Origin of the sequence: Marinobacter denitrificans, from assembly GCF_008795955.1 — a bacterium.
Taxonomy (GTDB): Bacteria; Pseudomonadota; Gammaproteobacteria; order Pseudomonadales; family Oleiphilaceae; genus Marinobacter; species Marinobacter denitrificans.
Genome location: NZ_VMHN01000001.1, coordinates 855,345 through 873,620, shown reverse-complemented (window position 1 = coordinate 873,620; position 18,276 = coordinate 855,345). Strand labels below are relative to the sequence as shown.

19 protein-coding genes and 1 tRNA gene are annotated in these 18,276 nt (G+C 57.6%); 7 read left to right on the top strand and 13 right to left on the bottom strand.

Going from position 1 to position 18,276, the window contains the following annotated elements; all coding sequences use genetic code 11:
• Window positions 1-56 precede the first annotated feature (56 nt).
• From FO268_RS04100 to FO268_RS04085, 4 genes are all read right to left on the bottom strand, one after another.
• Window positions 57-132 (bottom strand) — tRNA-Phe (locus tag FO268_RS04100).
• Between the two features lie 106 nt (window positions 133-238).
• The gene (locus tag FO268_RS04095; protein ID WP_027833160.1) at window positions 239-511 is read right to left on the bottom strand and encodes an oxidative damage protection protein; all 273 of its coding nucleotides are present in this window, start codon (window positions 509-511) and stop codon (window positions 239-241) included.
• Between the two features lie 52 nt (window positions 512-563).
• On the bottom strand, window positions 564-1,628 hold the full coding sequence (mutY, locus tag FO268_RS04090) for an A/G-specific adenine glycosylase (protein ID WP_150989971.1): 1,065 nt from the start codon (window positions 1,626-1,628) through the stop codon (window positions 564-566).
• Window positions 1,625-3,823: an AsmA family protein gene (locus FO268_RS04085; protein WP_150989968.1), complete on the bottom strand. Its 2,199-nt coding sequence runs from the start codon at window positions 3,821-3,823 to the stop codon at window positions 1,625-1,627. The genes mutY and FO268_RS04085 overlap by 4 nt, the downstream gene beginning before the upstream one ends.
• Window positions 3,824-4,021: 198 nt before the next feature.
• On the opposite strand from FO268_RS04085, the gene FO268_RS04080 reads away from it, so the two are divergent.
• The 5 genes from FO268_RS04080 (at window position 4,022) to hisF (ending at window position 7,575) form a co-directional block, all read left to right on the top strand.
• Window positions 4,022-4,483, top strand: coding sequence for an SRPBCC family protein (locus tag FO268_RS04080; protein WP_150989965.1), 462 nt, complete (start codon window positions 4,022-4,024; stop codon window positions 4,481-4,483).
• 113 nt (window positions 4,484-4,596) lie between these two features.
• Complete coding sequence (gene hisB, locus FO268_RS04075) at window positions 4,597-5,190, top strand: imidazoleglycerol-phosphate dehydratase HisB (RefSeq protein WP_150989963.1); 594 nt, start codon at window positions 4,597-4,599, stop codon at window positions 5,188-5,190.
• Window positions 5,191-5,218: 28 nt separating this feature from the next.
• Window positions 5,219-5,860 carry an imidazole glycerol phosphate synthase subunit HisH gene (gene hisH / locus FO268_RS04070; RefSeq protein ID WP_150989960.1) on the top strand — a complete coding sequence of 214 codons (642 nt, stop codon included), beginning with the start codon at window positions 5,219-5,221 and terminating at the stop codon, window positions 5,858-5,860.
• 195 nt (window positions 5,861-6,055) lie between these two features.
• Window positions 6,056-6,793, top strand: coding sequence for a 1-(5-phosphoribosyl)-5-[(5-phosphoribosylamino)methylideneamino]imidazole-4-carboxamide isomerase (gene hisA, locus FO268_RS04065; protein ID WP_150989957.1), 738 nt, complete (start codon window positions 6,056-6,058; stop codon window positions 6,791-6,793).
• An 8-nt stretch (window positions 6,794-6,801) separates the two neighbouring features.
• Window positions 6,802-7,575, top strand: a complete 774-nt coding sequence (gene hisF / locus FO268_RS04060) for an imidazole glycerol phosphate synthase subunit HisF (RefSeq protein WP_150989954.1) — start codon at window positions 6,802-6,804, stop codon at window positions 7,573-7,575.
• Between the two features lie 36 nt (window positions 7,576-7,611).
• On the opposite strand, the gene FO268_RS04055 is transcribed toward hisF, so the two are convergent.
• The 4 genes from FO268_RS04055 to gpmM form a co-directional block, all read right to left on the bottom strand.
• Window positions 7,612-8,412, bottom strand: coding sequence for a divergent polysaccharide deacetylase family protein (locus tag FO268_RS04055; RefSeq protein ID WP_225316538.1), 801 nt, complete (start codon window positions 8,410-8,412; stop codon window positions 7,612-7,614).
• 26 nt (window positions 8,413-8,438) lie between these two features.
• A complete protein-coding gene (locus FO268_RS04050; protein ID WP_150989951.1) occupies window positions 8,439-9,833 on the bottom strand; it encodes a S41 family peptidase in 1,395 nt (464 codons plus the stop codon).
• A 105-nt stretch (window positions 9,834-9,938) separates the two neighbouring features.
• Complete coding sequence (locus FO268_RS04045) at window positions 9,939-11,072, bottom strand: murein hydrolase activator EnvC family protein (protein WP_225316537.1); 1,134 nt, start codon at window positions 11,070-11,072, stop codon at window positions 9,939-9,941.
• Window positions 11,072-12,619 (bottom strand): 2,3-bisphosphoglycerate-independent phosphoglycerate mutase, encoded by a 1,548-nt coding sequence (gene gpmM / locus FO268_RS04040; RefSeq protein ID WP_150989946.1) that lies wholly within the window; start codon window positions 12,617-12,619, stop codon window positions 11,072-11,074. The genes FO268_RS04045 and gpmM overlap by 1 nt, the downstream gene beginning before the upstream one ends.
• Before the next feature lie 146 nt (window positions 12,620-12,765).
• Here gpmM and FO268_RS04035 point away from each other — a divergent pair, with 146 nt between their 5' ends.
• Entirely contained in the window at window positions 12,766-13,182 is a 417-nt protein-coding gene (locus FO268_RS04035) for a rhodanese-like domain-containing protein (RefSeq protein WP_150989944.1), read from the top strand.
• A gap of 142 nt (window positions 13,183-13,324) precedes the next feature.
• A complete protein-coding gene (gene secB / locus FO268_RS04030; protein WP_150989941.1) occupies window positions 13,325-13,825 on the top strand; it encodes a protein-export chaperone SecB in 501 nt (166 codons plus the stop codon).
• Window positions 13,826-13,890: 65 nt separating this feature from the next.
• Here secB and FO268_RS04025 read toward each other — a convergent pair whose 3' ends face one another.
• The 5 genes from FO268_RS04025 to FO268_RS04005 form a co-directional block, all read right to left on the bottom strand.
• Window positions 13,891-14,649, bottom strand: coding sequence for a type 2 periplasmic-binding domain-containing protein (locus FO268_RS04025; RefSeq protein WP_191966816.1), 759 nt, complete (start codon window positions 14,647-14,649; stop codon window positions 13,891-13,893).
• Entirely contained in the window at window positions 14,627-15,091 is a 465-nt protein-coding gene (trmL, locus tag FO268_RS04020; RefSeq protein ID WP_150989935.1) for a tRNA (uridine(34)/cytosine(34)/5-carboxymethylaminomethyluridine(34)-2'-O)-methyltransferase TrmL, read from the bottom strand. The genes FO268_RS04025 and trmL overlap by 23 nt, the downstream gene beginning before the upstream one ends.
• A gap of 7 nt (window positions 15,092-15,098) precedes the next feature.
• Window positions 15,099-16,277 carry an acetyl-CoA C-acetyltransferase gene (locus FO268_RS04015; protein WP_150989933.1) on the bottom strand — a complete coding sequence of 393 codons (1,179 nt, stop codon included), beginning with the start codon at window positions 16,275-16,277 and terminating at the stop codon, window positions 15,099-15,101.
• Between the two features lie 90 nt (window positions 16,278-16,367).
• Complete coding sequence (locus tag FO268_RS04010) at window positions 16,368-17,114, bottom strand: pteridine reductase (RefSeq protein WP_150989929.1); 747 nt, start codon at window positions 17,112-17,114, stop codon at window positions 16,368-16,370.
• 44 nt (window positions 17,115-17,158) lie between these two features.
• Window positions 17,159-18,256, bottom strand: coding sequence for a multifunctional CCA tRNA nucleotidyl transferase/2'3'-cyclic phosphodiesterase/2'nucleotidase/phosphatase (locus FO268_RS04005; RefSeq protein ID WP_150989926.1), 1,098 nt, complete (start codon window positions 18,254-18,256; stop codon window positions 17,159-17,161).
• Window positions 18,257-18,276: the final 20 nt, after the last annotated feature.

Genomic DNA, 18,276 nt, shown 5'->3' with positions numbered 1-18,276 from the left:
GCGGGCCTCCAGAAACAACAAAGTCCGCACAAGGCGGACTTTGTCAGAATTCTTAATGGTGCCCGGAGGCGGAATCGAACCACCGACACGGGGATTTTCAATCCCCTGCTCTACCAACTGAGCTATCCGGGCGTGTTGCAGTACTGCTGTGCAACGGGGCGCTATTAAACCGGTTTAGGTTGCCTGAGTCAAGGCCGTTCCGGGAAAATTTTAATAGGCGCTTCCACAGGTTGCGGGGCTAGTTCTCCGGCGGAACATAACCTTCGGCCTTGTCGAACGGCTCGTTGTTGAAGAAGCGTTCCATCTGCGCCTGCAGGTACTTGCGGGTATTGGGGTCCATCAGGCTCAGGTGCTTTTCGTTGATCAGCATGGTCTGCTGGGCCTGCCATTCTTCCCAGGCTTTCTTGCTGATGTTCTCGTAGATGTCTTCGCCTTTCTTGCCCGGCATGGGTGGGAAGTCCAGGCCTTCGAGTTCTTCCTGGTATTTACGACAGAATACGGTGCGGCTCATGTCTGCTCCTGTTTGGAGGTCGTGTTGCGGAATCTGGAGGGATGATAACAGATCAGAGCAGGAGGGATTGTTCCGGCGATGTCAGCAGGGTGCGAATGGGGGCGGGCAGGCCGAGGGAGAGTGCCTGGTCCCGGTGAATCCATTGCTGGTTATTGGTGTCGTTGACTTGCACCGAGCTGCGAACGGCCAGCCGCACTGGCTGAATGTGCAAGTGGTAGTGGCTGAAGGTATGGCGGAAGCCGCTGGTGAGTTCCGGTTCACCGCAATTAAAGCCGAAGGTCTGTTCGCAAGCCTCGGGCAGTTCTTCCGGGCTGTAGGCCGGGTCAAGCTCTGGCAGGCTCCACAGTCCTCCCCAGATGCCGCTGGGCGGCCTTCGTTCCAGCAGGATGCGCCCCTGGTGGTCTTCCAGTATTACCATCCAGGTGGTTTTCTCGGGTTTGGTCTTCTTGGGTTTTGAGCCGGGGTATAGGCTGGTCTCGCCTTTGGCGTAGGCGTCGCATCCGGCCTGTAGCGGACAGCTTTCGCACGCAGGGCGGCTGCGGGTGCACACCATGGCGCCAAGGTCCATGATAGCCTGGGTGTAGTCCCGGATCCGCTCATCGGGCGTGTGCTCTTCGGCACGCTCCCAGAGCTGGTTCAGTACGGTGGTCTTGCCGGGCCAGCCGGCAATGGCGTGGTACCGGGCCAGAACCCGTTTTACGTTCCCATCCAGTATCGCGGCGCGTTGCTGGTGTGCCTGGGCCAGGATGGCGGCGGCGGTAGAGCGGCCAATACCAGGCAGTGCCTGCAGTTGCTCCTGGTCCCGGGGGAACTGCCCACCGTGTTCCTCCACCACTTGTCGGGCAGCCTGTTGCAGGTTGCGGGCGCGGGCATAATAACCCAGGCCGGACCAGTGGCTGAGTACGTCATCCACCGGGGCAGCGGCAAGTGCGTTCACGTCCGGGAAACGTTGCATGAAGGCTTCGAAGTAGGGGATAACGGTGGTTACCTGGGTCTGCTGCAGCATGATTTCCGAAACCCACACGCGGTATGGGTTCCGGTCATGATGCCAGGGCAGGTCGTGCCTGCCGTTTTCGTCGTACCAGGCCAGTAGCCTTTGGGCAAAGCTGTCGCTCATTGGCCGAAAATGCCCTTCAGTGCGTCTTTGACCTTTTCGCCGTCTTCGCCCAGGCGCTTGTCAATTTCCTCGCGCGCTTTCTCCTCGGCCTTTTCTTTTGCCCGCTCGGTTTCTTCGCTGACTTTCTTGCGGGCTGCATTGGCAGCGATGGTCTTCAGTGTGTCGCGGAAGCGGGAGCCGTCAAAGGAGCACAGGCCGGCTGGGTCTTCGGTAAAGTTGCCGCGGCACTCCACAGGAATGACCACGTCTTCCACGTACTCCGTTACCCGGCAGGCTTCATCCCGGTGGATCTCACCGACGATGCGCAGGCCAATCTCATAATCAAGCTCGGAGGCAGCCAGATCGACGGTGCCATCGCCTTCCAGTCTCATGCCGGCGAGGGCTGCCACGAGGTCGGTATTGTTAAGGGTGTTGCCGTCAATCCTGAGCGTGCCCTTCATGTCATTGAACGGTGTGCTGGTGCCCCAGCCTGAGTTGCCCAGTTGTTCCTGGTTGGCAAGGGCAATCCCCTGGCAGGCCATGCGGGTAAGATTCATGCGGGTGAACTCGCCTTCAGCCAGGTTGAAGTTAATATCGCCTTTGGCGTTACTGCGCAGGTCAGAAATACGGTTGCCGGTGGTTTTGACATTGACGGCCATGTTGGCGGCGCCGGATAGCATGTCCACATCGGCAAGGTCTGCCAGTAGCGGCAATGTCTGGACATCCTTGATGTCTTTGGTAATGGTCCACTGCGGATTATCCGAACGGGCATCCAGGGTTACGCTGGTGTCAAACGAGCCGTAATAAAGCTGGCCACTGAAATCTTCCACTTTCAGAAGGCCATCTCTGGCGGTGATCACGGAGTTGATTTCGTTAATGGTGAGATTGCTGACAATCAGCTCACCCAATCCCAGGTTGATGTCCAGCGCCAATGAACGCAGGGTTTCCAGGGGCAGCAGTTCGCCCTCTTCCGCGGGGCCACCTTCTGCCGAGCTGTTCTGTGGCTGGTCCTTTTCCTGGTTGGCTGCTTTTTCTTCTTCACTGGCGGGAGGCAGGTAACGGTCAGCATTGATGGCGTCACCATTCAGCTTCAGGCCAATAGCGCTGTTGGCGAAGCCATAGCTTGCACTCCCTTTGAACGTAGTGTCATCCAGGGTAATCGCCAGATCGCTGAGCTCGACGGTGCCGGCAGGGCCGCCAATATTGGTGGAGAAGGCGATGGCCTTCATGACCTCCGGATCTTCCGTTTCAATAGCCGGCTGGCCCAGCGCGGCCAGCAGTGATTTCAGTGAAAATTCGTCGATGCTCAGGCTTCCCTCAAGCTTGGGCTGGTCGCCAAAACCGTTCACGGACAGGTCCGTGTTCAGCGTGACGTCGGCCAGGCTGGCAGTGAAACCGCTGAGGGTGGCGGTTTCATTTTCCAGGTTGGCTTCCAGAGAACCGGCCAGCTCCGCGCGGACTGATTCGCCTCCCAAAGGCTCACCGCTCATGTCAAAGGTGGCGTTGAGGTCGGACACGCCAAACTCATTCAACGCTTCATTGGCTGCAAGGCGGGCACTGAGGTCACCCTTTACCTCCACCTGAGGCTGATTAGTAGCGAACCGGAACGCCACGTTCAGCGGAAAGCTGGAGCCCAGGGTGATTTCGCTGGCGTTAAGGGTGAAGTCTTCCAGAGTGAAAGCCTGGCCTGTGCCTTTGTCTTCATAATGTATGCGGGCGTTGCTGATTTCCACGCTTTCAACATTGAAGTTCAGCGGCTCGCTTTCGCCGGTGCTCTCGTCAGCGGTTTCTTCCGGTGCGGGCTCTTCCTGCTCTGGCTTGGCCTCGCCTTCCGGCATGATCCGTGTCCAGTTGCCGTTACCCTCTTCGTCCACCGACAGGTTGGCGTCCAGGCCGTTCAGCAGGAAGGTGTCTACCCGGGGCGACATAGTCACCAGGGACCAGAAGCTGACCTGTGCCACCAACTGGTCAAGGCGAACAAGGCGCTCGTCCTCCAGGGTGGCTTCCACGTCATTGAGTTCCAGCCCCAGCGGGATGAAAGACCAACCGATATCACCCGCCAGAATCAGGTCGAGGTTGGTGCTGTTTTCAACGGCCTTCTCAATCTGCGGCTTGTAGGTGTTGGGGTCAATGACGGCAACGGCAATAGCCACGGCGGCAATGGCAAGGATAATCAGGCCGACTATGGCGAGAGCCACATAACGAACAGCTTTCATGATTCTGGCGTCCTTCCGTTAATTCTTGTCCGGTTTAATAGGCGAATTGTTAGCCCAAGCATAACCCAGGGGTAACAAAATAAAAGCCTGGATGTATGACAATACGTTAGTGATCAGCCAAAATAGGCACCTTATTTCTATACGATTTTTCATGCGACAACGTATTGCGCGTCTTACAACGATAAAAAGGAGCAAGCAGTGGCTATTACTGTCTCTATTGAGCTGAACCGTGAGCTGGATCTGCCGGCCGGGTATGACGAGGTTTTTGATCTGCTGGCAGACGTTCCGAAATCAGCCAGCCATTTCCCCAAGGTGCATAAACTGGTGGATCTGGGTGACAACACCTATCGCTGGGAAATGGAAAAAGTAGGGGTGGACAAGCATGCCATCCAGTCGATTTACGCCTGCAAGTATTACCCGGACAAGGACAACGGCAAAATCACCTGGGAGCCGGTGAAAGGTGAGGGCAATGGCGTGGTAAAAGGCTCCTGGACCCTCAAGGCAAAAGACGACAACACCACCTCGGTGAAATTCCAGACCAGCGCCGAGCTGACCGTGCCCCTGCCGAGCCTGCTGAAGCTGGCGATCAGCCCGGTGATCAAGCACGAGTTCAATAGCCTGGTGGATACTTACATGAACAACCTGAAAAAAGCATTCTGATGGTTGCAGCTATCACCGCTATAAAGCCCGTTGCGGGACGCAGGGACGCATAAAAGGTATAATGCGCGCAGACACTTTTCCGGCATCTGCCGATTGATGACTTGGGAGTCCCCATGGCCGAACGCAAGGCTCGGGTAGAACGAAATACCCTGGAAACACAGATCACCGTCGAGATCGATCTCGACGGCACCGGCAAGTCCAGTTTCGATACCGGCGTGCCCTTCCTAGAGCACATGATGGACCAGATCGCCCGCCACGGGCTGGTGGACCTGAACATCGTCTCCAAGGGTGACCTGCACATTGATGACCACCACACCGTGGAAGACATCGGCATCACTCTGGGCCAGGCCTTCAAGCAGGCCGTTGGCGACAAGAAAGGTATACGCCGTTATGGCCATGCTTACGTGCCGCTGGACGAAGCTTTGTCCCGCGTGGTGATCGATCTTTCCGGACGCCCGGGACTGCTGATGAATGTGCCCTACACCCGTGGCGCTGTCGGGGGCTTTGACGTGGACCTGTTTGCTGAGTTCTTCCAGGGCTTTGTGAACCACTCCATGGTTACCCTGCACATCGACAACCTGAAGGGCAAGAACACCCATCACCAGATTGAAACCGTGTTCAAGGCCTTCGGTCGCGCCCTGCGCATGGCCATCGAAATGGACGAGCGCATGGCGGGTATCACACCTTCTACCAAAGGTTCGCTATAACCTGTCTTCGAAGGACACCGCAACAACCATGAAAACCGTTGCCATTATCGACTACGGCATGGGCAATCTTCACTCTGCCAAAAAAGCGGTAGAGCACGTAGCCCCGGATACCACGGTGCTGGTCTCCGATAACGCTGATAAAATCCGTGAAGCCGACCGGGTGATTCTGCCTGGTGTGGGCGCAATTCGTGACTGTATGGCTGAAATTCGCCGTTTGGGTATCGACACCCTGGTGCGCGAGGTGTCGCAGGATCGCCCGTTCCTGGGTATTTGTGTTGGTATGCAGGCACTGATGTCCCGCAGCGAGGAAAATGGCGGTGTTGACTGCATTGCTCTATTTCCATCAGAAGTGCGGTATTTCGGTGAAAACCTCGTGGAACACGGAGAGCGCCTGAAAGTGCCCCACATGGGCTGGAACGAGGTCTACCAGACCATCGAACACCCGCTTTGGCATAACATCGCCGACGGCGAGCGCTTCTATTTTGTGCACAGCTATTATGTGGAAGCCGAAGGCAATGCTGACATCGCCGGTCGCAGCCATTATGGAGTCGATTTGGCTGCGACTGTGGCAAAAGACAACATTTTCGCAGCACAGTTCCACCCGGAAAAAAGCGCAAGGGCGGGGCTGCAGTTACTGAAAAACTTCACAAACTGGACCGGAAAAAGCTAGCAGGCAAATAAAAAGTAGTGCTTCGCCGGAATGGAGGCCCTGTTCGGGGACGTCAAAAACATGGATGTTTTTGTCGAGCGTACACGGACGTATTAACAGCGTGCCCCGAACAGGGCCTCCATTTCGGCGGAGCACGGGCGATTAAACTCCACTGTTAGCAGCAAGCCAAAACCAATCCCAAGGAAAAGAGAAAACATGCTGATCATCCCGGCCATAGACCTCAAAGACGGCAAGTGCGTAAGACTGCGCCAGGGCCGCATGGACGACTCCACCGTGTTCGGTGACGACCCCGTCGACATGGCAACCCGCTGGGTCGACGCCGGCGCCCGCCGCCTACACCTGGTGGACCTGAACGGCGCCTTCGCTGGCGAGCCCGTCAACGGCGAAATTGTCCAGGCCATTGCCCGCAAGTTTCCGGACCTGCCCATCCAGATTGGCGGCGGGATCCGTTCCGCGGAAACCATTGAGGCCTATCTCAAGGCCGGCGTACAGTGGGTGATCATCGGCACCAAAGCTGTCAAGGAACCGGAGTTCGTCACCGAAATGTGCAAGACATTTCCGGGCCATATCATCGTAGGCCTTGACGCCAAAGACGGCCGCGTTGCCACCGATGGCTGGGCAGAAGTCTCCGAAGTCTTGGCTACCGACCTGGCCAAGCGCTTCGCCAACGACGGCGTGGATGCGATTGTTTACACGGATATCAGCCGTGACGGCATGATGCAGGGCGTCAATGTGGAAGCCACCGCGGCGCTGGCAGAAGAGGGCGGTATCCCCGTTATCGCCTCTGGCGGCGTAACCAATATGGACGACCTCAAGCGCCTGGCAACGGTAGCCGACAAAGGAATTCTTGGTGCCATCACCGGCCGTGCTATCTACGAAGGTACGCTCGATGTGGCCGAAGCCCAGGCCTTCTGTGACAGCCTGAAGGGGTAAGACGAATCATGGCTCTGGCAAAACGCATCATTCCCTGCCTCGACGTCGACAAAGGCCGCGTTGTGAAAGGCGTTAACTTTGTCGATATCCGCGACGCCGGTGACCCGGTGGAAGTGGCCCGCAAATACAATGAGCAGGGCGCCGACGAAATCACCTTCCTGGACATTACTGCCAGTCACGAAAGCCGCGACACCACCTACGAAACCGTGGAACGCATGGCCGCCGAAGTGTTTATCCCGCTGACGGTCGGCGGTGGCGTGCGCACCGTTGAGGATATCCGTAAGCTCCTGAATGCCGGCGCCGACAAGGTGTCCATCAACACCGCCGCGGTATTTAACCCGGAATTCGTCCGCGAAGCCGCCGACCGCTTTGGCAGCCAGTGCATCGTGGTGGCCATTGACGCCAAGCAGGTCAGTGGTGAGGGGGAAGAGCCGCGCTGGGAAATTTTCACCCACGGCGGCCGCAAACCCACAGGGCTGGATGCCGTGGAATGGGCCCGCAAGATGACCGCCATGGGTGCCGGGGAGCTGCTGCTGACCAGCATGGACCGGGACGGTACCAAGATCGGGTTCGACCTGGGGCTGACGCGGGCGATCAGTGATGCGGTGTCGGTGCCGGTGATCGCTTCAGGCGGCGTTGGCGAGCTTCAGCATCTGGCGGATGGTGTGACCAAGGGGCGTGCGGACGCGGTCCTGGCGGCATCTATCTTTCACTTCGGGCAGCATACGATCCCGGAAGCCAAGGCGTTTATGAAGGCGCAGGGGATCGAGGTGCGGGACTAGCTAGCTGCGTGTTGAATTGTCGGATTACGGCTTTGCCTAATCCGACCTACTTTGTTTTGCCAACGCCGGGCGAATGGCCCGCTTCTCTCCTTCCGCAAACATCGTCCGGTTACCATTCCTCATGGCCCACACGGCGCTGACGGTGGCAATGGCAATACCTTCTTCGTCCAGCTCCGGTAAACGCTTCTCCAGATAATCCACCGTTACCTTGTGAGGGTGGCCGATGCCCACGGCACTGCCATTCTCTTTTGCCCTTTTAATCAGCAGCTGGAACTGTTTGTCCACGTACTCCTCGGTCTGTTCATGATCGAGAAACACATCGCGGGTGAGGGTGGGGATACGATAGGCAGCGGCGACTTCACCAGCGATGGAAGAGGCGATAGTGCGGCTGTCGACGAAATAGACAGGGTATTGGTCCAGCTCCGACATCACCCAGTCCATGGCTTCGAGTTGTTGGGTAAGCAGGCTGCCCATGTGATTGTTAACACCACGGACATGAGGAATGGACTGTAAGGCACGGCGTAGGGTCGTTGCCATACTGTTTTTGTCCATACCGGAATTCAGGCCGCCGGCGCCAAGGCCGATATTGCGGGTGTTGGCCATGGGAGCGTGAAGCATGATCTCTTTTTGTCTGCGGTGGGCATGCTCCGCCAGTTCCGTTGTATGTCGGCGGTAAGGCAGGAAGGCTAGGGTGATAGGCTGCTCCAGGCCTATCAGCCTACGGCCCTCTGTGAGGTTGTGCCCCATGTCATCGATAATGATGGCGATGGTGGGTGGAACCTGCTGCGGGTTGGCCCGCTCCTCCCCGGAACTGGCCGGTGTTATCACCGTGAGAATGGCGGCAATCAGCGTAGCTGGTACTTTCAATCCGCGCTTTCCTGTTCTGGCATGTTGCGCTTGCTGAGGATGCTCAGGCCCTTCAGCAGGTTCAGTGCCGAGCGTAGCTGGAAGTCACGGCTTGTCGGTGTGGCCTGTCCGACGTCTTCTGGGGGTACGTCCTGCTCTTCATCCTGGCCCTCGAGGTGGCCACTCAGGTCCGCCTCTGTGAAGAAGGGCTGGCTGTCCAGTTCGGTCAGTTCGGCTGGCTTCACTTCGATATCCGGCTTGATGCCCTTGGCCTGGATGGAGCGACCATCCGGAGTGTAATAGCGGGCAGTGGTCATCTTGATGGCATGGGTTTCATCCAGGGGGATGACGGTCTGTACGCTACCTTTGCCGAATGACTGGGTGCCCATGACGACAGCGCGTTCATGATCCTGCAGTGCCCCCGCAAGAATTTCAGAGGCTGACGCGGAGCCGCCATTGATCAGGACCACAATAGCCGTTTCGGGCATTATATCGCCCGGTTTGGCATTGAAGCGCAGGCGCGAGCTCTGGATCCGGCCTTCGGTATAAACAATCAGTCCTTCATCAAGCAGGGCGTCTGCCGCTTCAACAGCCGCTTGCAGGATGCCGCCCGGGTTGTTGCGCAGGTCGATAATCAGGCCATCCAGGGCGCTGCCATGTTCCTTTTCAAGATCCTCCAGCGCCGCGGTGAACTGTGAGCCTGTATCCGCCTGGAACTGGGTAATCCGAACGTAGCCATACCCGTTTTCGATGATACGGGACTTGATGCTGGTGACCTTGATCACGTCACGCTTTACATCAATCTCAATGGGCGCGGATTCGCCTTCGCGCATAATCGTGAGGGTAAGCACGGTGCCAGGCTTGCCGCGCATTAGCTTGACGGCTTCCTCCAGCGACATGCCCTTGACCGGCTGGTCACCAAGCTTGATGATCAGGTCACCGGCCTGCACACCAGCTTTCTGGGCTGGTGTATCGTCGATGGGGGAAATCACCTTGACGAAACCGTCTTCCATGCCGACTTCAATACCCAGACCGCCGAACTCCCCGGACGTGCTTTCTTCCAGCTGTTCGTAGTCTTTCGGGGTAAGGTAAGTGGAGTGGGGGTCAAGATCCGACAGCATGCCCTTGATGGCACTCTCCAGAAGCTTGCGATCATCCACTTCTTCCACATAGGCATCCTTGATGCGGCCAAATACCTCCGCGAGCTTGCGCAGATCATCAAGGGGAAGCTGCTCTTCCGGGTCGGGAAGTTCTATTTCGACCTGCTCGCCATGCTGGATGCCCTCGAGCAGGCGCCGGGTCTCATCATCGGGTTCCTGAGCGTGAATCAGGCCGGGCAGAGCGGTCAGGCAAGAGGCAAGGGCGAGTGCGCTCATGGTTGGGGCGTGGTTAAAACGTCTTACCCGTCTCATTCACTTATCCTGTGTTGTTCCGATGACTGATTGGTTCCTGCGTAATGCAGGACAGTATGGCGTTACCAGACTGATTTGTCAGCCTTTAGGGTACCACGAACAGCCTCAGCGATTGCCAAGCCAGCGCTGCGGGTTGTCCGGTTTGCCGTTGTGGCGAATTTCGAAGTATACCGCGGGGTTGTCCGTGCCACCGGTACGACCTGCTTGGGCAATGGCCTCGCCGGCTTCCACCCAGTCACCCGGGCTGGTGTAAAGGCTGCTGCTATGGCCGTAGAGGGTCATGTAGCCGTCGCCGTGATCCAGGATGGTAATCAGGCCAAAACCTCTGAGCCAGTTGGCAAAGACAACGCGACCATAGTGAACCGCCTTGATATCGCTCGCTTCATCGGTATTGATCAGCAGACCGTTATAACGCAGCTTGCCGCCGGCATAGCTGTCGCCGAATTTGCTGGCAACCTTGCCGTCTGCCGGCCAGGGCAGTTTGTTCTTGAGCGACCCGAACGGGTCTGATTCATTGGGGGTGGGAATGCTCGCTATGGCCTCTTCCACCTCTTTGAGCAGTTTTTCCAGCCGGTTCCGGTCTGCTTCCAGTTCCTGGCGTTCACTCCTGCGATCACTGATGTCGGCTTTGAGGGCTGCCAGGGTCTGTTCCCGTTCGCTTTTACTGTTGTTCAGTTTTTGTTGCCGGTCAGCCACATCCTGCTCAAGTTCAGCCAGTCGCAGTCGGCCGGCCTTGACCTCTTTCTGGGTGTCTCTCAGTTGTCGGAGGTTGGCGGCGAATGCCTCCAGCCGGCCGATGGTGTCGCGGCTGAGGTATTCGTAGTAGGTCATGGTGCGGGCAATCTTGTCAGGGTCTATCTCATTAAGCAGGACTTTTACCGCGGGTGCGTCCCCTTCCATCCAGGCGGCGCGAATCTGTTTCTTCAGGTTCTCGCGTTGACTGTCCAGGGTTCGCGTCAGCTCAGCCTCTTCTTCGGCAAGCTGATTGAGGCGCTGTTGCTGGTTCTGGGCCTGCTGGCGCAGTTCCCTGCGTTCGCGGGTAAGGCGGCCGATTTCCTGTTCCAGCCCCGAGAGCTGGCGCTCAAGTGACGAGCGATCCTCTTCGGCATCGGCGAGCCATTCGTCGATCCCGGCGATCTCCTCCCGGAGTGCTTTTATCTGGCCAGGCGTGACCTGTTGCTCCGCCAGTGCTGGCGTGGCAACTGCAAGCAGTACCAGCGCCAGCCACAGACGAGCAATCAATCGATCTCCACCAGGCTATGGCCTGACATTTCCGCCGGCTGTTCAAGGCCCATCAGGCTTAGAAGGGTAGGTGCCACATCGCTCAGGCTGCCGTCATCCTTGAGGGATACCTTGCGGGGGCCAATATAAACCAGTGGCACCGGCCCGATAGTATGGGCGGTATGAACCTGGCCGGAGTTCGGGTCCGTCATCTGTTCACAGTTGCCGTGGTCTGCGGTAATCAGTGCTTCTCCACCGACTTCTTCAAGCGCTTCGGCGATGCGAGAGACACACTGGTCAATACATTCGGCGGCCTTGATGGCAGCGTCCAGCTTGCCGGTGTGGCCAACCATGTCGCCGTTGGCGTAGTTACACACCACCAGGTCGTATTTGCCGCTCTTGATGGCTTCCACCAGTTTGTCGGTCACTTCCGGCGCGCTCATCTCCGGCTGCAGGTCGTAAGTGGCTACTTTGGGTGACGGCACCAGGATCCGGTCTTCACCTTCGAACGGCGTTTCCATGCCGCCATTGAAGAAGAAGGTAACGTGGGCGTATTTCTCGGTTTCGGCAATTCGAAGCTGGGTTTTGCCCTGATTCGAGACGTATTCGCCCAGGCCGTTGGTCAGTTGCTCTGGCGGATAGGCACAGGCCGTTTTGATGTCTGCGGCATATTCGGTGAGCATGACAAAGTCAGCCAGTTCCGGGCGCTTGCGGCGCTCAAAGCCGTCAAAGTCGTTCTCCACAAAGCAGCGTGTCATCTCCCGGGCGCGATCGGCGCGGAAGTTCATGAATATCACGGTATCGCCATCGTCGATGGTGCCTTCCGTGTCGCCACTGGCTTTGATACGGGTCGCTTTGACGAACTCGTCATTCTCGCCCCGTTCGTAGGCCTGCTCCAGCGCCGTTACCGGATCGGCAGCCGTGAACTCGGCCTCTCCGAGGGTCATGACATTGTAGGCCTCTTCAACCCGGTCCCAGCGGTTGTCCCGGTCCATCGCGTAGTAGCGACCGACAATGGAGGCTACCCGGCCGACTCCCAGGTTCTTCAGTTTGGTAGCGGCTTTTTCCAATGAGGCCCTGGCACTGCGGGGCGGCATGTCGCGGCCATCCAGGAATGCGTGGACGTAGACTTCTTTGGCGCCTCGTTCGGCTGCCATTTCAGCAGCAGCCAGAATGTGGTCTTCGTGGCTGTGCACGCCACCGGGAGAAAGCAGGCCCATAAGATGAACGGCCCGGCCGCTACTGATGGCCTTGTCCATGGCGCTGCACAGGGTAGGGTTTTGCGTAAAAGTACCTTCTTCCACGTCTTTGTCGATGCGCGTCAGGCTTTGGTAAACCACCCGTCCTGCGCCAAGATTCATGTGGCCGACTTCGGAATTTCCCATCTGTCCCTGCGGCAGGCCAACGAACATTCCAGACGTGTTGATCAGTGTTTTTGGCTGATTTTTCCAGAGCTTATCCCAGAATGGCGTATTGGCGTTGCTGATGGCATTATCGTCCGCCGGGTCACGGTGACCCCAGCCGTCAAGAATAATCAGTGCAGTAGGCTTACGCGTGGCAGTCATCACTTAATCCGATGGTAGTTTGGTAAATTTACTAAAACGAACATTGATTCTAAACACTTTCGCACCCCTCGGCCACCTCGGTTATCTTCTGTCAATGGAGCAGGGTGTGTATAATCCTGCCACAAACTATTCAGCAAGGTGTTTTCATGGAAAGGGTGTTCGAATTCGCGGTTAACCATTACATTCTGGTGTCTCTGTTTGTCGCTTTCCTGCTTGCCATACTGGTACTGGAATCCCGCCGTGGTGGTGCGAAAATATCGGCCCAGGGCGCAGTAAATCTGATCAACCGCGACGAAGCTATTGTTGTCGACATCCGTGATCGCAAGGATTTTAACGAGGGCCGGATTACCGGTGCAATCAATATTCCCCTCAATAGTATCAAAAGCCGTGCGTCGGAGCTGAAGAAGTTCAAGGATAAGCAGATCATCGTGGCTGACAAAATGGGCCAGCATTCCGCCATGGCCGTCAAGCAGCTGAACGCGGAAGGCTACACCAATGTGGTTCGTCTGAATGGTGGTATCGCTGACTGGAAAGGCAGCAACCTGCCGCTGGTGAAGAAGTAACCGGCTACCGGGGCCTTGAACTGAACGGTAAACTGTCGCACTGTTTCACATCAGCAGGCGGAGCCAGGCATTAAACTGTTCCGGCAGCATTCAATATAATAATGGGCCCTGGTTGCCCCCTTAATCGAAGAAAGGACTGAAAATGGCTGAAAATGAGCAGGCCGCAGCAGGCAACGAAAACCAGACACAACCCCAGTTTGCGCTCCAGCGCATTTACGTGAAGGATCTGTCGTTCGAGTCCCCGAACTCACCCACGGTTTTTCAGGACCAGTGGAAGCCGCAGGTCAATCTGGACCTTAACACGTCTCACAACAAGGTCAGCGACAACCAGTATGAAGTGGTTCTGTCTTTGACAGTGACTGCGAAAGTCGATGACAAGGTTGCTTACATCGTCGAGATTCAGCAGGCCGGTGTGTTTCTGGTGAAGGGTATTGAAGGGCCGCAACTCGGTCAGATGCTGGGTGCGTACTGCCCGAACATCCTGTTCCCATATGCACGGGAAGCAATTGACGGGGTGGTTGGTAAAGGTAGCTTCCCGGCATTGATGCTGGCACCGGTGAACTTCGATGCTATCTACGCGCAGGCGCTAAAGCGCAAGCAGGAAGAGGCAGCAGGCGAAAGCAAAGAAGAGCAGACTCACTGATTCCGCCTCGCCCCAAGCCTGGCCCAAAGAAACCCCGCTCGCGCATACGCCGGTGGGGTTTCTTTTTAAGGTGAACTCGATTCAATGCCTTCCCTGAGTATTTGCTGCAGCTCCCCGCTTGTCTTCATCTCACTGAGAGCCTCAGAAAGACAGGGAACGTCGTTTTGCCTGGCTTCGTGTACCCAGTGATAGATGGGCGATTCCAGCACCGGTTCGCCAATCACCATTTCCGGATTCTGGTGCCTGGCGGCCAGTGCATCCCATTCCAGTGTTAACGCTACATCAATTCGTTGGCGTTTAAGCAGGCTGACCAGCTGAAACGTATCAGCTGTGGCGACCTGGGTGGCATCCTCGGGCAATACCGTAGCGATCATACGATAGCCGTTCAGAAAACCGATGCGCTCACCACTCAGGCTGGTGTGTGCATTGGCTGATTCCCGATTGAGGAAAAGAGGAACCAGCCGCGCTGTCTCGATCGGAATATGCAACGGCAACAGGGGGGCATTTTCCTTTACGGCCATGGGTATGCGGGCAAGTTCGCCGTCGGACTGACTTTTTTCCGCCATCATAACAGCCCTGGCCGCGGGCACATCCAGATAACGGACGTTGAGCCCACAGCTGGTATAAAGCTGCCGGACAATCTTTTTGCCCAGTACCACCGAGACCTCGGATGTGGTTGAGGGGGTGGTGATAACCCGGGTATTTTCGCCCGATTTTTCGACACTTCTGTTATGGGGCCAGGCGCTGGATGAGAACAGCGCCAGGATGGTTGCAAAGGCGAGCAAGGCTGCCGGGCGGTGGTTATTGAGCTCCTTCAAAATCAAGCTGTCTCCATGCTTCATAGACCACCAGCGCAACCGTGTTTGACAGATTGAGGCTGCGGCTTTCCGGGCGCATCGGCACTCTCAGGCAATGTGCTTCCGGAAGTGCCTGGCGAATGTCTGCTGGCAGGCCCCGGGTTTCCGGGCCGAACATCAGATAATCGCCTTTCTGGTATGTCACTTCATGATATCCACGGGAGCCTTTGGTGGTCAGCCCGAACAGCCGCAGGGGCTGTTCGCTGTCCAGAAAGCTCTTGTAATCCGGGTGAACCGTGACCGTTGCGTACTCACTATAGTCCAGGCCCGCCCGCCGCATCTGCTTGTCTTCCAGGGTAAAACCCAGAGGCTCAATCAGGTGCAGGCGGCAGCCGGAGTTGGCACAGAGCCTGATAATATTGCCGGTATTCGGCGGTATCTCCGGCTCGAACAACACCACATTCAGCATTCCAGGCTCAGCGTTCCACGGCCAGGGCTACGCCCATACCGCCGCCAATGCACAGGGTTGCGAGGCCCTTTTTTGCATCCCGGCGTGCCATCTCATGCAGCAGGCTGACCAGAATCCGGCAGCCGGAGGCTCCGATCGGGTGGCCCAAAGCAATGGCACCGCCATTCACATTGACCTTTGCAGTATCCCAGCCGAGGTCCCGGTTAACGGAAATGGCCTGGGCGGCAAAGGCTTCGTTGGCTTCCACAAGGTCCAGATCTTCCACCGACCAGCCGGCCAGTTTCAGGCAGCGCTGGCTTGCCGGAATCGGGCCAGTGCCCATGATCGTGGGGTCAACACCTGCATTGGCATGGGCCCTGATGGTAGCCAGTGGCGTAAGTCCGAGTTCTCTGGCTTTGTCGGCGCTGCAAACAATGACCGCGGCGGCACCGTCGTTAAGGGAGGACGCATTTCCGGCGGTGACGGTTCCGTCCTTCTTGAACGCCGGACGGAGTTTTCCCAGGCTTTCGGCGGTAACGCCGGCACGGGGAGTCTCGTCTTTGTTCACTATCAGCGGGTCGCCCTTGCGCTGGGGAATGGTGACGGGAACAATCTGGCCGTCGAAATAACCGGCGTCCATTGCGGCAGCGGCTTTCTGCTGGGACGCGGCGGCAAACTCATCCTGTTCTTCACGGCTAATACCGTATTTTTCCACGATGTTTTCTGCAGTGACGCCCATGTGGTAGTCATTGAAAGCCTCCCACAAACCGTCCGAAATCATGGTGTCCACCATGTTCCAGTTGCCCATGCGCTGGCCGTTACGGCTGTTGGGGAGCACGTGGGGCGCCTGGCTCATACTTTCCTGGCCGCCTGCAATCATCAGTTCGGCGTCGCCACAACGGATGGCCTGAACTGCCATATGAACAGCCTTGAGGCCCGAGCCGCACACCTTGTTGATAGTCATGGCAGGCACCGAGGCGGGAATGCCGGCATTGATGGAGGCCTGACGCGCAGGGTTCTGACCGCAGCCGGCCGTCAGGACCTGGCCCAGGACCACTTCGTTGACCTGATCGGCAGCAACGCCGGACTCCTCCAGCAAGGCCTTGATAACGGCGCTGCCGAGCTGGTCGGCGCGAAGGCTGGAAAGCCCGCCGCCAAAGCTTCCGACCGCGGTACGTTTGGCGGCTACGATAACAACATCACGCATGGGTTCTCTCCGGTTTCCAGGCAGGTTTAAAAAGCTCCCCGCATTGTATCGGAAAGCCGGGGTAGGCCAAAGCGGGACGGCGTAATCCGCTTACATATTAAGGCTGCGACCGCCGTCCACCGCCAGTATCTGACCTGTTACAAACGGCGCATCACAAAGCAAGAAGGCAATGGCGCTGGCGATGTCCTCCGGCGCGCCCGTGCGAGCCAGCGGGGTCCTGGCCAGGATGCTCTGTTGATAGGTCTCATCGATGGCTGCCTCGCCTTCAGGCCAGAGGATAGCACCCGGAGAAACGCCGTTAACCCGGACTTCTGGTGCCAGGTCTTTTGCCCAGGAGAGGGTCAGTGACGCCAGGCCGGATTTACTGGCACAGTAAAGCGGGTGGTTCGCCAGCGGGCGCTGGCTGTATATGTCGATCATGTTCACGATGGCGCCGCGGGATTGTTTCAGCGCTGGCAGGCAGGCCTGGCCCAGGAAGAAGGGTGCGCGCAGGTTGGTGTTCATTATTGCGTCCCAGTCGTCGGAACTGGCCTGTGGCGTGGGATTGGGATAAAAAACGGAGGCATTGTTGACGAGTCCGTTCAGGCGTCCCCATATGGAAACGGCTTCTGAACCCAGGGTTGCGGCTTCTCCCGGATTCGACAGGTCAGCCTGGAGGGCAACCGCAGACTCGGCTCTGATGTTGTTCAGCTCCTCGCACAGGGAGTAAGCCTGCGCCTCGCGGGAGCGATAATGAACCACCAGGTTCCAGCCACGATGATGGAGGTGTCTGGCCGTATGGGCTCCTAGTCGATGTGCCGCTCCAGTGATCAGTGCAACAGGTGTTAATGCTTCCATGGTGTATCTCACTGTGTCGGTTGGGGTTCAGGTCAGGGCTCAGATCAGAGCTCAGAAATACGTCGCAACCGTTCATTTCGGATTGCCTGGCCGAGTTCTTTTCCCCTGTACCCCTGCGCCATCAGTTCTTTTGCCTGCACACCTGTGGCTGCCTGCCGGGCCGACTCCAGCCAGCCCAGTTTGTCTCGTTCGGTGTCGGGCAGGGCGCAGTTCAGTGCCTGTAGCAATTCTTTAAAGCGGTCCGCGCGGCGCCACACATCGGCTTCGTCGAGCACCTCCAGCAGCACTTCTGCCTGATGGCCGGGCATGGAGAGGATCCGTGGCAACAGGCTGGTGGTGAGGCGGGCCAAATCCTGGCAGTCGTTCGGCGCCTTTAGTTGCGCTGCCCGTTTGCGGGCTTCGTTTTCAGCCAATGGCGACATCAGGGCCGCGAACCGGGCGCTGGTTCCACCTGCACTGCTGTGCACACAGCGCAGTGCTTTTAGTGCGGCTGAATAGGTGTCGTCCCGGTCAAGTTCCGGGATAATGGTTGCCAGCGCTCCGCAGTTCCGGAGCACGTCGAAGAAAGTGCCGGGTTCATTTTCGTGCAGGGCCCGCTGGATTTCCTGCCACACCCGTTCGGGGACCAGATGCTCGACTTCACCCGCCTTTACCATTTCCTGCATCAAGGCCATGGTTGGTTCCGCCACGGTGAACCCCAGGGGTTGCAGCCGGGCTGCAAAACGCGCGGTGCGCAGAATTCGCAGGGGATCTTCAGCAAAAGCTTCGGATACGTGGCGCAGGCTGCGGGTCTGAATGTCTTGGTGGCCTCCGAAGGGGTCCACCAGCTCGCCTTCGGTCGATTTCGCCATGGCATTGATGGTCAGGTCCCGCCGCTTGAGATCATCTTCCAGTGTGACGTCCGGTGCGCTGTAGACGGTAAACCCGTGATAGCCCCGCCCTTGTTTACGCTCCGTTCGCGCCAGTGCATATTCTTCCCGCGTATCGGGGTGGAGGAACACCGGGAAGTCGGCGCCTACCTGTTTGAAGCCTCGCTTCAGCATTTCCTCCGGCGTAGCTCCGGTGACCACCCAGTCCCGGTCTTTTACCGGCAGATCAAGCAGTTCGTCACGTACGGCGCCGCCAACCAGATAGGTTTTCATGAATCGGATAGTGCTCCATA

Coding starts and splice junctions, on each gene's coding strand:
- hisF (WP_150989954.1), top strand. CDS start 6,802: ATGGCTCTGGCAAAACGCATCATTCCCTGCCTCGACGTCGACAAAGGC.
- FO268_RS04015 (WP_150989933.1), bottom strand. CDS start 16,277: ATGCGTGATGTTGTTATCGTAGCCGCCAAACGTACCGCGGTCGGAAGC.
- trmL (WP_150989935.1), bottom strand. CDS start 15,091: ATGCTGAATGTGGTGTTGTTCGAGCCGGAGATACCGCCGAATACCGGC.
- FO268_RS04005 (WP_150989926.1), bottom strand. CDS start 18,256: ATGAAAACCTATCTGGTTGGCGGCGCCGTACGTGACGAACTGCTTGAT.
- FO268_RS04035 (WP_150989944.1), top strand. CDS start 12,766: ATGGAAAGGGTGTTCGAATTCGCGGTTAACCATTACATTCTGGTGTCT.
- hisA (WP_150989957.1), top strand. CDS start 6,056: ATGCTGATCATCCCGGCCATAGACCTCAAAGACGGCAAGTGCGTAAGA.
- FO268_RS04085 (WP_150989968.1), bottom strand. CDS start 3,823: ATGAAAGCTGTTCGTTATGTGGCTCTCGCCATAGTCGGCCTGATTATC.
- hisB (WP_150989963.1), top strand. CDS start 4,597: ATGGCCGAACGCAAGGCTCGGGTAGAACGAAATACCCTGGAAACACAG.
- hisH (WP_150989960.1), top strand. CDS start 5,219: ATGAAAACCGTTGCCATTATCGACTACGGCATGGGCAATCTTCACTCT.
- FO268_RS04050 (WP_150989951.1), bottom strand. CDS start 9,833: ATGAGACGGGTAAGACGTTTTAACCACGCCCCAACCATGAGCGCACTC.
- FO268_RS04010 (WP_150989929.1), bottom strand. CDS start 17,114: ATGGAAGCATTAACACCTGTTGCACTGATCACTGGAGCGGCACATCGA.
- gpmM (WP_150989946.1), bottom strand. CDS start 12,619: ATGACTGCCACGCGTAAGCCTACTGCACTGATTATTCTTGACGGCTGG.
- FO268_RS04095 (WP_027833160.1), bottom strand. CDS start 511: ATGAGCCGCACCGTATTCTGTCGTAAATACCAGGAAGAACTCGAAGGC.
- mutY (WP_150989971.1), bottom strand. CDS start 1,628: ATGAGCGACAGCTTTGCCCAAAGGCTACTGGCCTGGTACGACGAAAAC.
- secB (WP_150989941.1), top strand. CDS start 13,325: ATGGCTGAAAATGAGCAGGCCGCAGCAGGCAACGAAAACCAGACACAA.